A 15,443-nucleotide genomic window follows, 5' to 3' on the forward strand; every position below is an offset into this window, starting at 1 on the left:
TCTCGACCCCTTCATAGCTTCTCAGAGACGGCTTGCAGTGCATCGCGCCCGACGAACACGACGACGTGGTCTCCGGACTCGACGCTGGTGTCACCTCGCGGGACGACGAACTGGCCGTCGCGGGTTATCGCGCCGACGACGACTCCTTCGGGCAGGTCGGCGACCGCCTCGCTGATGGGTCGTCCGACCAGAATCGAGTCGTCGTCCACCTCGACTTCGAGGACTTCCGCCTTGTCGTTCTCGATGAGCGCGACGTTCTCGGTGTGAAGTTCGCGCGTAAACCGCGTAATCTCCTCGGCGGTAACCTCGCGGGGGTTGACGCCCACGTCGATACCGACCGTCTCGAACACATCGACGTACTCGCCGCTCTCGACGACTGCGACGGTCCGGCGCACGCCGAGTTGCTTGGCCAGCACCGAGACGAGCAGGTTCCGCTCGTCGCTTTCGAGGGCCGCGACGACGGCGTCGGCCTCGTCTACGTGTTCGCGCGCGAGGAACTCGGCGTCGGTCGGGTCGTTCTGCATGACGACCGTGTCAGGCAACTCCTCGGCGAGTTGGCGCGCGCGGTCGGGGTCCTGTTCGATGAGTCGCGGATGAAGCCCCCGCTCTTCGAGCAGGCGAGCGATGTGATAGCCGATGTCGCTCCCGCCGATGATGACCAAGTCCTCGTTGCCGGATGGCGTCTGGTTCGGGGCGATTTCGCGGGCGAACCCCTGCACGCTCTCGGGACTCCCGATGACGACGGCCCTGTCGTCGGCCCGGATGACCGTCTCGCCGCTGGGAATCTCCACGTCGCCGTTTCTGATGATGGCCGCGAACGTCAGCGAGTCGAATCGGTCGGCCTCCATGACCGTCTGGTCGGCGACCGGACTCTCCGCGCCGACCTCAAACTCGGCCATCTGGACGGTCCCGCCCGCGAACAGGTCCACGTCTTGGGCCGCGGGCAGGCCGATGACCCGAACGATGTCCTCCGCGGTCAGGAGGTTCGTACAGACCATGAAGTCCACGCCGAACGCGTTCTGGTTCTCGGCGTGTTGCCACGTTTCGAGGTAATCGACGTTCTTCACCCGTGCGATGGTGAACGGGTCATCGACGGTCTTGGCCGTGCCGCAGGCGACCAGATTCGTCTCGTCGTCGTCCGTACTGGCGATTATCATGTCCGCTTTTTCGACGCCCGCCTCTTGGAGCGTGTCGAGGGAGGTGCCGTCTCCCTCGATTGCGAGAACGTCGTGCGAGTAGGTCAGGGCGTCCACGCGCTCGCCGTCGATGTCCACGACGACAACTTCGTGAGCATCCGCGAGACTCTCTGCAATGGAGGAACCGACCTCACCTGCACCGATAATGATGACGTGCATCAGTTAGCCTCCCTCATTCTTGCCGGGTTTTGCGAGGCCCGCGGTATCACTATTTCTATTCGGTGATGTGCGTGGATTTCTCATGGTCGGTCCCGCGCGACCGAGATACGGGGTCCGTGGTTCGGCTTTCGCTTCGCTCGGAACGCGGAGCGCGCTCACGAACTCCCGAACGAGAGCGGTTCGGCGGACTCCCACCGCGGCGCGAACGTCTCGCGGACGCCCGCCGCGAACTCGGGGTCTTTCATGTCGATCATGGCGAACGCTTCGCCCGGATTCAGGGGGTTGTCCACCTCGATGCAGACCTCCACGTCGTCAATGAGGTTAAACGTTCCCTGAAGCCCCTCTGCGGTCCGGACTGCGAACTTGGGGTGGTTCGAGAGCGTCTTGGTGTATCGCTGGCCCACGCTCGGGGGAAGCGTCTCCACGAGTTCCGGCGACATGAGCAACGAGACTTCGACGCCCCGCTCCAAAGCCGCTTCGAGGTGCTGGGAGACGAGTTCGCCAACGTCGCCGAGGTCGAACTGCGCGGACGTGTCGCCCGTGACCATCACGATTCGGTCGTCCGCGGCGTCGAGGCGCTCGACCAGCAGGTCCGAGGACTCCTCGGCACCGACCGCGGCGGTCCAGAACCCTTCCTCGACGGGTTCGCCCGCGTCGAGTTCCTCGGTCAACTCCTCGACGATTTCCTCGTACTGATTCGCCTGCTCCTCCAACTCGGCGAGTTTGTCGTCCAGCAGTCGATTCAGCGCAGTCTCAGGTTCGACCGCGACGTACTTCTTTGGCCGACTCGCGCTCTGAGAGCGCGCGAGGTTGTGGGTCTCCAGACTGCTCAGTACGTCGTAGATGCGACCCATCGGCACTTCGCTCGCGCGCGACAACTCCTTGGCCGTCGTCGGTCCCGCGTCCAACAGCGCCCGGTACGACCGCGCCTCGTACTCCGAGAGACCGAGGTCTCGTAGACTCGCCATGTAAAGGGCCAGACGCTCGGACCCTATAAACTCTCGCCCTGTTTTTAGTTGAAACAGATGTCGCAAGGGCGCGCCGAGCGATACGCCCGAAAGCGTGGTAATCGAGCAGGCCGTAAATCGAGACATGGGGACGCTACACCTCGCACTCCAAGTGGGATTTCGGGAAGACTCCGTTGAGGTTCGCGTCAACGGCGAGTCCGTCTACGCGGAGTCGGACGTTACTACGTCGCTGCTCCTCGGGGTCGCGGACTCCATCGAATATGAGATCAGGGACGGAAGCCACGAAGTCGTCGTCGAACTGCCAGATCGACAACTGACCAGCGAGTACGAAGTGAAGGTGACGAGAGACGCGTATCTGGGCGTCTCCGTGGAGAGAAGTCAGGTCGTCTTCCGGGAGTCGGACGAACCGTTCGGCTATCTGTAGCCCGAGCGACTTTGCGTAGCGTCTCGGTCCACAGCCGAAATCGAAGGGCAGGATTCATAGATACTACAGCATTATATCTAAATATATCAAAATTTTCGGCGTGCTATTCCGAGAATGTTTTCACCTTAGTAATCCAACCCTTTTACATGCCTGGGGAGCAACAAGAGGGTGATTGGGGAGAACCGTCAATTCCTGCAGCGATCCGCACACAGTTCCAGTCAGGCGACCGCTCGGCGGGCCAGCGCGAGAGAGAGTGGCGAGATCGAGTGCCCGACGACTGGCGAGACCGGTGGGACGACGACTGGTGGCGATGCCTCCGTCGCGGACCGGTGATCGGACGGTACGTCGGAGAGATGACCGCACCGAACCGAGGAAAGTACGAACTCGTGTTACGGGTGGACATCGACCCGCGGCACGCGAACTCGCCGGTGATGAACCGAATCAGCGGGGATGTCTTCCAGAAGTACCGCTTCGAGTGGCGCGGCGAGACCTACGAGTGGCGGGTGTACCGCGAATCGTGGATCGTCGATGAGCCGAGCACGAACTGGCAGGACTGCTACGTGGACGTGAAAGGCTCGGTGCGATACTGGGAGGGGTCACACCCGTCAACGCGACTCGAACTGCGGATTCCGTGGGGGACGCTGCAACCGGCCGGACCCGCAGAGGTCACGCTGCGCGAGACGGGCAACAGTGCAAGCCGGTCGTACACCTGCCAGCGCGAGTCCGACGCGTTCCGCGACCTCACGCTGGAGGTAGACGTTTGCGAGTCGGTCAATACTGACCCCGTTCTTCCGGAGTACGACACGCACGCACACAACACGCGTCCACCGGGGCTGCCACAGCGAACGCTCACCATCGAGGAGGCCTACCGGGAAGCTGGCGTAGACCTCACTCTCGGTCCCGGCCGAACGGTCATCGACGACAGCGCCTCCACGTTCAACACATGGTCGGTCGCGGAACTCCACGACGCGATGGAGACTCACTTCAGCCAGTACAGTGGCGGCTGGCCGAGCTGGAACATGTGGGGACTCTTAGCGAGCGAGTTCGACAGTTCCAGCACCGCCGGAATCATGTTCGACGCTCGGGCCTCGTACGGGGGCGCTGGCGAACCGCCCGAACGGCAAGGCTTCGCGGTGTTCGGCGAACACAGTTGGTTCGACGACCTCCCGACCGACGGTCCCGCCAACCAGACGGAGGCCGACGCCATGCGCCAGTACCTCTACACATGGGTCCACGAGGCGGGCCACGCGTTCAACTTCTTGCACTCGTGGGACAAGGGCCGTCCGCAGTCGCTCTCGTGGATGAACTACCCCTACCGGGTCTCGAACTTCTGGCAGAACTTCGAGTTCCGGTTCGACGACGAGGAACTGATCCACATGCGCCACGGCAACCGGAACGCGGTGATCATGGGCGGCGACGCGTGGGCGACCGGCGGCCACCTGAGAGGGAACGAAGAGATACCGCTGGACAGACTCTCGCGCGTCGAAGGGAATCCGCCGGTGGAGTTGCTGGTCCGTTCGAGCGACTACGTCGAGTTTCTTGAACCGGTCGAAATCGAACTCCGGTTGCGGAATCTGATGGACGACCGGCCGGTCGATGTGGACTCGCGGCTGAGACCGGAGTTCGGAAACGTGACCATCTTCATCCGCCGACCCGACGACACGGTGGTCCGCTACAAACCGGTCGTCCACCAGATGGGCGAACGAGAGACGATCACGCTGAAAGCCCCAAGCCGGGCCACCGAGGGCGAAGACCGGTACAGCCAGCGCGTCTTCGTCGGCTACGGCAAAGACGGCGCGTACTTCGACCAACCCGGTCAGTACGCCGTCCGGGCGGCCTATCAGGATCAGGAGGACCTGTTGGTCGTCTCCGAGACCCACACCTTCCGCGTCGGGACGCCCCAATCGAGAACAGAGGACCGATTGGCCTCGTCGTTCTTCAGCGACGAGGTCGGTCTCGCGCTGTCGTTCGCTGGATCGCGGTCCCCGTACCTACAGAACGGGATGGCGGTTCTGGAAGAAGTCGCCGAGGAGATGAGTGACGATGTCGCGGGCGCGAAGGCCGCCACGACCATCGCGGCCAGCTTGAAGGATTCCTTCTTCAGCGTTCGAGACGGAAGCGTGACGAAACTCGAAGATGCACAGCCCGAACGGGCGCTGGAGTACACCGACACCGCGCGAAATGTCTACCGACGACGCGACGACAAGTCGCTGAATATCGCGTACAACGAACTTGCTCGGACGCGCGCGGGCTTGCTCAAGCAGGCGAACGAAGAAGAACAGGCCAAAGAGGAGGTCGAACAACTCCGCGAGGATCTGGCTGACCGCGGCGTGAACCAGCCCGTCCTCGACGACATCGAGCGATTCGGTGACAGCCTGTAGGCCGTCACTCTCGCAAATCGTCGGGGAGTTCCGGATCTAGTAAGTCTTCGACGCGGCAGTCGAAGTACCGCGCCAACTTGAACGCGAGTTCGATGGAGGGGTCGTATCGCTCGCGCTCGATGGCGTTTATCGTCTGGCGCGTGACCCCGACGGCCGCCGCGAGGTCGGCCTGACTGATACCTTCGGCGTCCCGGTAGTCGCGGATGTCGTTCTTCATGTGCGCGAGCGCAGGGTGAGATAGACGACGGCAAACACGGCGTACAGTGCGACAAAGGCGTAGAGCGCGGGCCAGATTGCCTCGGGCATCGTAACGTCGCTGACCTTCGGGAGGACGCGCGCCAGCGAGGCCGCGACGACCAGCACGGGCGCGAAGATGGTGAGCGTGAGCTTGCTCGCTCGCCGTTCGAGCGCTTGGTCGCGCTCGTCGAACAGCGTCACCGAGGTGCCGACCCAGACCGCGAGGAAGCCGACGATGCCGACCCAGTAGACGGCCTCGCTGACGAGGGGATAGCCGAGTATCTCCCTGAGAAAGATGGCGATTACTGCGCCCCCAACGGGGAAACCGACCAGCAGTTGCCGATAGCGTCGCGCCTTTTCGAGTCGTTTCGGTCCGGCCGTGTGTGTCTGTGTCATGGATTGGGTGTGATGTTGTCTCGTGGTGTACCGGCTGGCGGTACGCGGAGACGGTCGTCGTGTAAAGCGAACCTGTCGTAAAGTTCTCTTTACAGTAAAGCAGACTTTACACATTTACTTAACTCTACCGGAGATTCGACTCTCGGCGCAACTCTCAGGAGAATACACCGGAAACAGCAAGAGAAAACGTGAGGAGCCGAGAATCGGCGTCTACTCGGTCAACTCGGCGACGCGGTCGCTCAGTTGCTCGGGAGTCTCCACGGTCTCGGAACGTTCGCCGTCCACGACGACGTGGGCGGTCCCGTCCTCGTACTCGTCACCCGAGACGCCCGGAATCACGACCTTCTCGTGGTCGGCGACTCGCATCGCGGCGCGGTGGAGGTCCGACCCGGCCTCGTCGGCGACTTCGACCACGAGCGGGTCCCGGCAGAGGCGCGCCGCGGCCGTGGCGTAGGCCGCGACCTGTACGCCGAAGCGGTCGGCCGCGTCCGCGAACGCCGCAATGGCGTCGGCGGCGGCCTCCCGATAGTCGTCGTCGCCGGTCAGAAGCGCGAGGTCGGTCAGCGCGTCGGCGATTTCCGCGTTGTGGTCGAGCGGGCGCATCGGTCGGTCGAGCAGGCCCGGACCCTCGCGGGGACCGTCCACAAACGCGCCGGAAAGAGACTCGTCGCCGTCCTCGCCGCCTTCCCGCAGTTCGGCGAGCGCGTAGTCGCCCACCTCGCGGGCCGCGTCGAGATACTTCTGGTCGCCCGTGACCTGTCGGGCGGTCGTGAGCGCGCCGAGCAGGTGGGCGTGGTCGGCCAGCAGACCGGACTCGCTCTCGTCGCCCGTCTCGCCGTCGTCGAAGTGGACGACTTCGCCATCCTCGACCAGTTCGTCCAGCACGTAGTCGAGCGCGCGCTCGGCGTAGGTCCGGGCGCGCTCGTCGTCGGTGTAGGCGTGGTAGGTCAACAGTGCGTCGGCCGCCATCGCGTTCCAGTCGGCGAACGCGGTCGGGTCCACCGCGGGCGCATCCGCCGTCTCGCGGTCGCTCGGCGCGAGACCGTAGTAGTCAGGGTCGTCCTCGGTGTCCGCTTGTTGTGCGTCGCTCTCGCCTTCGCTTTCGGCCACGTCTCCGTCCTCGTCTCCATCGCTCTCGGGCACGTCCGGCGAGTCACCGGGGGCCTGACTCCCGGCGAAAGCGTTCCCGTTCCAGAGAGTCGTCGTCAGATACTCGATGGTGCGCTCGGCGGGGTCGCGGTAGTCGTCGTCGCCGGTGTAGAGGTAGGCGTTGGCGAACGCTCGGACCAGCGCGGCGTTGGTCGAGAGCAGTTTCTCGTGGTGGACTTCCGTCCAGTCGCGGCCCTCCGCAAACCGGAAGAATCCGCCGTCGTAGTCGTCGTAGAGGTACTGGTTGACCGCTTGGAGCGTTCCGAGCGCCTGTTCGCGCTCGCGCTTGAGCGCGAACTCGACGGTCCGGGGGAGCGGGAACTTCTCGCTGTCGCCCCACCCGCCGAACTGGTCGTCGAACTTGTCGCCCAACTGCCCGGCGACCAACTGCTCGATTTCGGGTGAAAGGTCCCCTGCTGGCGGGTCCTCCCGCAGACTCCGCGGGATGCGGGCGGCCTCCTCGCCCTTGTGGCTCCAGAGGTCCCGCACGCGCTGGACGACCTGTCGCATGGCGTCCACATCGAGGTAGGTCGCGCCCGTGAGCAGGTCGCCGTCGGGCGTGCAGAAGACGGTCGAGGGGAACCCGCCGACGTTGTACCGCTCGCGGACCCGCGGTTGACGGTCGATGTCCACCCGGACCGGCACGAACGAGTCGTTGACGTTCGCGGCGACCATCGGGTTGCTGTACGCCTCGCGGTCCATCTCGTGGCACCACGAACACCACGTCGCCGACAGCGAGAGCAGGACCGGCGTGTCGGACTCTCGGGCCTCCTCGAAGGCGGCCTCGCCCCACTCGCGCCACTCCACCTTGGTCTTCTCGGCGCTTTCGTTCATTCCGGTCGGACTTGGGAGTCGGCCGGGATGGGTCTTGCTATGTCGGAGTCGTCTGACGATTGTTTCGAGGTCTCTCGCGGTCGGGTCGGTCGTCGCCTCTCGCCCCGAACCCCGGCGACCGGCTACCCGTCGGACCCACCGATTCGCCCCGAGCGAGACGCTTACAATGCCGGGCCCCGAAGCACGAAGCGTGCAGCGAGACCGGCTTCTACTCGGACTGGCGGCGGTCTTCGCGGGTATCGCCATGCTCCAGTTCGTGATGGCGTTCGTCTCCAGTCCCGCGCTACTCGCGGTCGCCGTGCCGTTCGCGGCGGCGGCCTACCTCATCTGGTACCACGCCACCGGGCGGCTCCGAGCGCGCGTCGAGAGCGGTCGGGCCGGAAGCTACCGCCGCGCGGACCCCGAGACCGGCGGGTTCGGTGCCGGGCCGCGCGACTCGTTCTCCGGCCGCCGGGGCTTCGACGGTGACGGCGGGTTCGGCGCGCGCGAGGCCCGCGGGCGGCGCGCTCGCGCCGGAGCAGACGCACGCGGCGGCCGACGCGCACAGACGGTCGGCGACACTGAACCGACCCCGAGGGAGGCCTACCGCGTCCTCGGACTCGACGCCGACGCCGACTCCGACGAGGTCCGGCGGGCCTACCGCCAGCGCGTCAAGTCGGTCCACCCCGACCGCGAGTCGGGCGACGAGGAGGAGTTCAAGCGCGTGACGGAGGCCTACGAGGTGCTGAACGACCGCGACTGAGGGTGACGCCTCGGAATCTCGAAACGTTAGCCGGGCCGAGCGGCGGCTCTCACCAATCGGATTTATTACGGATGGGTCATAACACCTCGCTAACTTTCGTTTCGCCATGTCAGCGAACTCCCCGCAGTACCGCGTCGTCGCCCTCGTCGCAGTCCTGCTTGCCGCCAGCGTCGCTCCCGCGTTCGGTCCGAGCGCCGTCGAGACGACCAGCGCGGCGAGCGCGTCGTTCTCGCCGAGCGTCATCTACGAAGAGCGCGGAGACGTAGCGAACATCAGTGTCAACGTAGACGGCGGCGGAATCGTCAACATCGGGTCTCCATCGGACGCGTTCTGGTTGCAGGTCGAGGTCGGCGGCGGGAAGAAGAAGATACAGTTGAACACCTATGAGGCGGGAATGGCCGAGACCCCGGCGGAGATGAAAGCCGCCGTCTCGGGTGGGACGGTGGTCGATTTCGGATACTCGGACTTGGACAAGGCACTCGTCGCCAGCAAGTACACGATTAACGCCACCAAGAACGGCAACGAGGTGGGCGTCGGCGCGCTCGTCCTCCAAGAGCGCGGAAGCTACGACGTGTCGCCCCGAATCGCGCCGGAAAGCGTCTCAGCCGACAAAATAGCCTCGAAGAAGGGCGTGCGAGAGCGCTCGGTCCCGCCGGGCGGGAAGGTCGCCCACGACGACTGGATGGTCGTCCACGTTAACGCCACCGGCGTCAAGGGTGCTATCGAGGAGGCCAATTTGAGCGGCGATAACGGGATTATGCAGGTGAACTTCATGCAGTCGAATCCGCCGCTGAACGAGAACGGTCACCAGTTCACTGGCGCGAACGCGACTCGCGTCTTCACGCTCGGCGACACCGAGGGATTCTACCTCGCGGTCGATACGGGCGAGAACGGTATCGAACCCGGCCAGCGCTATCGCGTCGAGTTCGTCGTTCCCGAGAAAAGCCCGCTCGCCGACAAGCGCCAGAACGTCTCGACCGAAATCAAGGTCGTGGACCGCCGGATACAGATAGAGCGCAACGGACCGGGCAAAACCATCGTCGTGGACGACAAGACCACGATTCGCGGGACGACCAGTCTGACGCCCGGCACGAACATCAACCTCTCGGCGCGCGACAGCGAAATCCCGCCGTTCCACCTCTCGGAGATGGTCACGGTCACCCGGAACCGGACGTTCTCGACGACGTTCGACTTCTCGGACATCGAACCCGGCCGGAACTTCCAGATTCGACTGGAGGACCAGAAGACGAGCGTCCCGGCGCAGGTCGCAATACGCGCGACCACGACGACGACGACGGCGCCGGACACGACGACGGCGACCACGACCGTCAACACGACGACCGAAACGCCCACCACCACGGAGACGACCGCGAACGGGCTGACACAGCGACCCATGAATAGCACTCCCAAGCCACTGACCCAACAGGCGAGCGCGAACGGAAGCGAAGACGGCGACGAGAGCGATGGAGGCGGCGGTCTCGTCCCGGTTCCCGGCTTCGGCCCGGTCGCGGGACTCCTCGCACTGCTGGCGGGCGGCGTGATAGCCGCCCGTCGGGGGTAGGTGCGATGTTTTTTATACGGGGGCTGAGGATATGAACTCGAACACGGTTCCCCCGCGGTGAAATCATGTTGCAGGGAATGGACCAGTCCGAGTTCGGGAAGTTCGTTGCGGCCCTCTGGGAGCGTCAAGGCTGGCAAACGCAGGTCAAGCGCGACGACGGTAGAACGTTCGTCGCGGTACAGCGACCCAACACCGGCGAGGAGGGCCTGTTGTGGGCGATACCCGACGGTGAAGTCGGGGGCAAACAGGTCCAGCAGTTCGCCAAGCTCTGTAAGCAGTACGGCGTCTCGGAGTCGGCTATCGTCACTGCCGGGACAGTCTCTGACCACGCAAACAAGGTCTCGCAGGGGTCGGGCGTGGACCTCCTCGACGGCGAGGGCGTCGCCAAAATCCTCAAGCAGAAAGAGTGGACCGACCTCGCCGAGCAGTACGGCGATGGCGATGGGGGCGGCGGTGCCGAGACGGCGAGCGGCGGAGACGGTGACTCGCCGCTCGACCAGTTACAGGCGGTCGGCGACCGAGTCGGAGCGAAACTCTCGGGCGCGCTCGGTGGCACGTCGATTCCGACGAAGCCAGTGATAGCGGTCGTGGTCGTCGTCGCCCTGCTCGCGGTCGGCGTCCTGTCGGGCGTCTCCGTGCCGTTCCTCGGCGGCGGCGGAAACGGGCCGGTTTCGGCCGAGTCGGTCGCACCGGAAAACAGCACGAGTACGCTCAACGTGACGTGGAACGCCCGCGTCACCGACACCATCGACCCCAACGAGAGCGACGGCAGAGCCTACAACCCGCCGCGAGGCTATCAGTTCGTCCTCGTCCAGATGCAGTTCAAAAACGGCGGAGAGAGCAGCGTGAATCTGACCAAGAAATCGTTCAAGTTCCGGACCGACGAGCGGACCTACAGCCATCAGCCCTTGAGCGAACACGAGGGGTTCATGGGCTTGCAGATGTCGCCCGGCACGCGGTACGCCGGTTGGATGGTGTTCGCGGTGCCCGAGGACTCATCCGGGACGCTGGTCTACGACCAGAGCGTAACCGGCGACTCCATCGCCGTCAAGTTCACGCGCGATTCGAATCTCGAAGTGAGCGTTAGCGACCGGTGAATATTTTCGAAGCTACTCCTCAGCGAATTTGCGCCGAGAGGCGCAAAATCGCCGGATAACGACGGACGTGTCGCCATCCAAACTCGGGCAAGGCTTTTGACGACTCCGCCCTAATCGAGGTGTATGTGCCCTACCCGGGCCACGCTGCAACGCGCCCTTGACCGCGGCGAGCGAGAGGGCGGCAGCGTCGAGTTCAAAGAGCGACTGACCAGAGAACTGCACCTCGCCGACGGCCGGATGGAGAGTCTGGCGGCCCAACTCCGCCACCGCGTTCTCTCGGGCGACGGCGAAGCGACCTACGTCGTCGGCGTGACCGACGACGGCGGCATCGCCGGAATCGACCACGACGACTTTTCGGAATCGATGGACGTGTTGAGCCTGCTCGCCGAGGAGGCCGGTGCCCACATCGAGGACGTACAGACGTGGGGCATCACCGACGGGACCATCACCACCGAAGGCGAGGCCGACGGTCTCGTGGGCGTCGCCACGGTTCGAGAGGGTGCGATGCTCGACACCGACAGCGAACACATCGTCGTCGGGACCGCGGGTCACGTAGACCACGGCAAGTCCACGCTGGTCGGGTCGCTCGTGACCGGACAGGCCGACGACGGCGAGGGCAGCACGCGAGGGTTCCTCGACGTGCAACCCCACGAGGTCGAGCGCGGTCTCTCGGCGGACCTCTCGTACGCCGTCTACGGATTCGACGGCGAGGGACCGGTCCACATGGACAACCCCCACCGAAAGACCGACCGAGCGCGCGTTGTCGAGGAGTCCGACAAGTTGGTCTCGTTCGTGGACACCGTGGGTCACGAACCGTGGCTCCGAACCACGATTCGGGGGCTGGTGGGCCAGAAACTCGACTACGGACTGCTGACGGTGGCGGCCGACGACGGCCCGACGAAGACGACCCGCGAGCATCTGGGCGTCCTGCTGGCCACCGAACTCCCGACCATCGTGACCGTCACGAAGGCCGACGCCGTCTCCGACGAGCGCGTCGCCGAGGTCGAACGCGAAGTCGAGCGCCTGCTCCGGGACGTTGGCAAGACGCCCCTGTTGGTGGATCGCCACGGCGTGGACGCCGCAGTCGAAGAAATCAACGAGAACGTCGTCCCGGTGCTGACGACCAGCGCGGTCACGATGGACGGACTGGACACGCTGGACGAACTGTTCGAGCGACTGCCCAAGACGACTGCACAGGCCGGACCCTTCCGGATGTACATCGACCGGACCTACTCGGTGACGGGGGTCGGCGCGGTCGCCTCGGGAACCATCATGTCCGGGGAGGTGGAGGCTGGCGACGAACTCCTGCTCGGCCCGATGGCCGACGGGTCGTTCCGCGAGGTGGAGGTCCGCTCTATCGAGATGCACTACCACCGCGTGGACGAGGCGAAGGCGGGCCGCATCGTCGGCATCGCGCTGAAGGGCGTCCGCGAGGAGGACATCGAGCGCGGCATGGTCCTGCTCCCCGGCGACGCCGAACCCGAACCGGTCCGAGCGTTCGAGGCCGAAGTCGTCGTCCTCAACCACCCGACCAGAATCAACGACGGCTACGAACCAGTGGTCCACCTCGAAACCGTCAGCGAGGCCGCGACGTTCCACCCGGAGGGCGGTCAACTCCTGCCCGGCGACTCAGGGGCGACCACGGTCAGGTTCAAGTTCCGCCCCTACCTCGTCGAGGAAGGCCAGCGGTTCGTCTTCCGCGAGGGCCAGAGCAAGGGCGTCGGCACCGTGAAAAGCGTGAATCCCGGCGAGGATTCGGACGCCGACCCCGGCGAGACCGAGTAGAATCGTGGACCGGGACCGACTCGTCACGCTCGCCACGACGGCGTTCGCGGCCGCGCTGTTCGGTCTCAGTTCTCTCGGACTGGTCGTCGCGCTACGAAGCGGCGAGGATATCCTCTCGGCGCTGTTCGCGGTCTACCTGACCGGACTCCTGCTCGGGGGTGTCCTCCGGGGCGCGATGGACGCTCGCGGCTGGCAGGTGGCCTTCTTCGGCGGCGTCGCGCTCTGGGGCGGCTACGAGTACGCCACCGCTGGCGATCTCGTCTCGCTGTTGCTCGCCGTGTTGGGTGTCGTGATGGTCGCGGCGAATCTGCTGGACCTTCGGTGACGACCCACCGGCATTTTTCTGACACCGGGGCGAAATCTCCGGCGTGATTCGACGTTCGTCCCCCCGAGCGCAGTTCGACGTGACGCTCCTCGCCAAGGTGTTCGCCTCGCTCCTGTTCGTGGTCGCGCTGGCGGCCGCCGTGGCGACGGTGCAGTCGGGCGAGTTCGACTCCATGGCCACGGTCGGGGGCTCGCTGTACGTCACGGGGGCGCTCGCGGTCGGCGTCCTGTTCGACGTGACCGACGGTTGGCGCTGGCAAGTCGCATTCTTCGGCGGAATGGTCGTCTTCGGACTGGTCGAGTACGCGAGTTCCGACGACTTGTACTCCCTACTGATGGTCGCGGCGGGCGCGGCGATGCTCGTCGCACTCGCGGTTGACACTCGCTCGAAGTGACCGCTTCTGTTGTCACCTGCAATATACGTGTGACGCCGGAGGCCAACCATTAAGTCGGGGCTGTGAGAACTTTGACCGAATGGCTGGCGAAGACATCGGCGAGCCGTCGCAGTCACCCGACGACTCGCTGGAGGGGTGGCTGGACGCCAAGGCCGAGGAGTTGGGCCTGAGCCGCGAGGAACTACTGGCTCGCCTCCGAGACGGCGACGCGCCCGAGGGGGCGGTCGGCGGCGAGGCGTTCGCGGCGCTCCGCCGGGAGTTCGGCGAGCGTCTGTCGGAGACCCGCGAGGAGTTCGAGAGCCAACTCGCCGAAGTCGAGACCGACCTCGCCGACGCCGAAGGCGATTTCGACGACAAAATCGAGGACGTGCGCGAGCGAATCGTGCAGGTCAAGCGCGAGACCGACGAGAAAGCGCCCGCCGACCACGACCACCCGGACCTGCGCGAGCAGACCGAGGGCGCGGCCGACCGCGCCGACCGACTCGCCGACGAAGTTGACGCGCTCTCCGAGACAGTCGAAGAACTGGACGAGCAGGTCGAGAGTGGGTTCGAGAACTACGAGGACGTGTTGGAGTATCTGACCGACGCGACCGACGACTTAGAAGAGCGACTCACCACGCTCGCGGAAGTCACCGTCGAGTTGCGCGACCAGACCCGGACGCTGACGGCCCGCCACGCCGCCCGCGCGGCGGCCGACGAACTCGCGCATCTCGCCAACCGCCGCGGCGTCGAATCGGCCAAGTGCGGCCACTGCGGCGAGACGGTCCACGTCGGCCTGCTCGCCGAACCGAAGTGTCCCCACTGCGCGAGCACGTTCAACGACGTGGAACCCAAACAGGGACTGTTCGGGTCGGCCAAACTCGTGGTCGGCGACCCGCCCGCGCTGGAGGGCGAGCGCGCCGACTGGGACCTCGGGAGCGTGATGGACGCCGGGGGCCAAGACATTGGCAGCGCGCTCGACGACGTTCTCGCGGAGGACGACGACGAATGAGCGACGAACGTGACGAGCGCCAGCGCGACGACCAACGGCCAGAGGTCCCGGAGCGCGACACTGAGACGGACGCCGACTGGGAACCCGACATCGACGCCGACCGTGAATCCGACATCGACGCCGACCCCGACCGACCAGACGCCCGGCGCGACCGGAACGAACCGCTCGCGGACCTCGCCGCGGAGGTCCGCGAACGGACCGGCAAGCGAGCGCGCGACGACGGAAGTCGGAGCGGGCGACTGCCGGACGGCGAGCGGCGGAGCGAGCGCCCGGAGGAGTCCCAGCGCGAGGGACCGCTGGCCGATATGGCCGCGGCGGTGGACGAGCGACGAAATCGGAAGCGCGACGACCCCGACGCCTTCGAGTCGGTCGAAGTGAGCGACATCGACGGCGAGCGACTCTGGAAGCAGTTGGCCGACGACGAGGAGGGACCGGCGGTCGCTGCTCCGCCCGAGCAGTCCGCCGACGCGACGGCGTCGGCGGACGCGACCGACGGCATCCCAGACGCGACCACCCAACTCGCGGACGCGACCGACCGCGACGTGCGAACGATTCCGAAAGCGACCTGTCACGGCTGTCCGCACCTCGGCGACCCGCCGGAACTCCACTGCACGCACGAGGGCACCGACATTCTGGCGATGACCGACGCCGACCACTTCCGGGTTGCCGACTGCCCGATAGTAGTGGACGGCGAGGAGGACATCGGCGGTATCACCCGCGGGAGCGAGGGCGACGACGAGTCGTAATCGGGCTGGATTCGGTCGCTCGCCCCCGAGTCGCCCCGAGACCAGTCGCCCGCAGAAC

The 15,443-nt window shown here is 65.5% G+C and carries 15 protein-coding genes; 10 read left to right on the forward strand and 5 right to left on the reverse strand.

Annotation, left to right across the window (positions count from 1 at the left end; all coding sequences use genetic code 11):
* Nucleotides 1-11: 11 nt before the first annotated feature.
* Nucleotides 12-1,355 (reverse strand): Trk system potassium transporter TrkA, encoded by a 1,344-nt coding sequence (trkA, locus tag EP007_RS03980; protein WP_128476420.1) that lies wholly within the window; start codon nucleotides 1,353-1,355, stop codon nucleotides 12-14.
* 155 nt (nucleotides 1,356-1,510) lie between these two features.
* Complete coding sequence (locus tag EP007_RS03985) at nucleotides 1,511-2,323, reverse strand: TrmB family transcriptional regulator (RefSeq protein ID WP_128476421.1); 813 nt, start codon at nucleotides 2,321-2,323, stop codon at nucleotides 1,511-1,513.
* A gap of 124 nt (nucleotides 2,324-2,447) precedes the next feature.
* Here EP007_RS03985 and EP007_RS03990 point away from each other — a divergent pair, with 124 nt between their 5' ends.
* Both EP007_RS03990 and EP007_RS03995 read left to right on the forward strand, forming a co-directional pair.
* Entirely contained in the window at nucleotides 2,448-2,747 is a 300-nt protein-coding gene (locus EP007_RS03990) for a hypothetical protein (protein WP_128476422.1), read from the forward strand.
* 353 nt (nucleotides 2,748-3,100) lie between these two features.
* Complete coding sequence (locus tag EP007_RS03995) at nucleotides 3,101-5,128, forward strand: hypothetical protein (protein ID WP_128476423.1); 2,028 nt, start codon at nucleotides 3,101-3,103, stop codon at nucleotides 5,126-5,128.
* Between the two features lie 4 nt (nucleotides 5,129-5,132).
* On the opposite strand, the gene EP007_RS04000 is transcribed toward EP007_RS03995, so the two are convergent.
* From EP007_RS04000 to EP007_RS04010, 3 genes are all read right to left on the reverse strand, one after another.
* Entirely contained in the window at nucleotides 5,133-5,345 is a 213-nt protein-coding gene (locus EP007_RS04000) for a helix-turn-helix transcriptional regulator (RefSeq protein ID WP_128476424.1), read from the reverse strand.
* Nucleotides 5,342-5,761, reverse strand: a complete 420-nt coding sequence (locus EP007_RS04005; protein WP_243700442.1) for a DUF2178 domain-containing protein — start codon at nucleotides 5,759-5,761, stop codon at nucleotides 5,342-5,344. The genes EP007_RS04000 and EP007_RS04005 overlap by 4 nt, the downstream gene beginning before the upstream one ends.
* Nucleotides 5,762-5,971: 210 nt before the next feature.
* Nucleotides 5,972-7,744, reverse strand: a complete 1,773-nt coding sequence (locus tag EP007_RS04010) for a DUF255 domain-containing protein (RefSeq protein ID WP_128476425.1) — start codon at nucleotides 7,742-7,744, stop codon at nucleotides 5,972-5,974.
* Between the two features lie 190 nt (nucleotides 7,745-7,934).
* Between EP007_RS04010 and EP007_RS04015 the strand changes: the two genes are divergently transcribed.
* From EP007_RS04015 to EP007_RS17745, 8 genes are all read left to right on the forward strand, one after another.
* Nucleotides 7,935-8,486, forward strand: a complete 552-nt coding sequence (locus EP007_RS04015) for a J domain-containing protein (protein WP_128476426.1) — start codon at nucleotides 7,935-7,937, stop codon at nucleotides 8,484-8,486.
* A 106-nt stretch (nucleotides 8,487-8,592) separates the two neighbouring features.
* Nucleotides 8,593-10,047: a BGTF surface domain-containing protein gene (locus tag EP007_RS04020; protein WP_128476427.1), complete on the forward strand. Its 1,455-nt coding sequence runs from the start codon at nucleotides 8,593-8,595 to the stop codon at nucleotides 10,045-10,047.
* 65 nt (nucleotides 10,048-10,112) lie between these two features.
* Nucleotides 10,113-11,144, forward strand: a complete 1,032-nt coding sequence (locus EP007_RS04025) for a restriction endonuclease (RefSeq protein WP_128476428.1) — start codon at nucleotides 10,113-10,115, stop codon at nucleotides 11,142-11,144.
* Between the two features lie 123 nt (nucleotides 11,145-11,267).
* A complete protein-coding gene (locus EP007_RS04030; protein WP_128476429.1) occupies nucleotides 11,268-12,929 on the forward strand; it encodes a GTPBP1 family GTP-binding protein in 1,662 nt (553 codons plus the stop codon).
* Between the two features lie 4 nt (nucleotides 12,930-12,933).
* Complete coding sequence (locus EP007_RS04035) at nucleotides 12,934-13,254, forward strand: hypothetical protein (protein ID WP_128476430.1); 321 nt, start codon at nucleotides 12,934-12,936, stop codon at nucleotides 13,252-13,254.
* A 43-nt stretch (nucleotides 13,255-13,297) separates the two neighbouring features.
* Nucleotides 13,298-13,648: a hypothetical protein gene (locus EP007_RS04040; RefSeq protein WP_128476431.1), complete on the forward strand. Its 351-nt coding sequence runs from the start codon at nucleotides 13,298-13,300 to the stop codon at nucleotides 13,646-13,648.
* Nucleotides 13,649-13,727: 79 nt separating this feature from the next.
* Nucleotides 13,728-14,639, forward strand: coding sequence for a hypothetical protein (locus EP007_RS04045; RefSeq protein ID WP_128476432.1), 912 nt, complete (start codon nucleotides 13,728-13,730; stop codon nucleotides 14,637-14,639).
* The gene (locus EP007_RS17745; RefSeq protein ID WP_208023530.1) at nucleotides 14,636-15,385 is read left to right on the forward strand and encodes a hypothetical protein; all 750 of its coding nucleotides are present in this window, start codon (nucleotides 14,636-14,638) and stop codon (nucleotides 15,383-15,385) included. The genes EP007_RS04045 and EP007_RS17745 overlap by 4 nt, the downstream gene beginning before the upstream one ends.
* Nucleotides 15,386-15,443: the final 58 nt, after the last annotated feature.

Origin of the sequence: Halorussus pelagicus, from assembly GCF_004087835.1 — an archaeon.
In the GTDB taxonomy this organism is placed as follows: domain Archaea; phylum Halobacteriota; class Halobacteria; order Halobacteriales; family Haladaptataceae; genus Halorussus; species Halorussus pelagicus.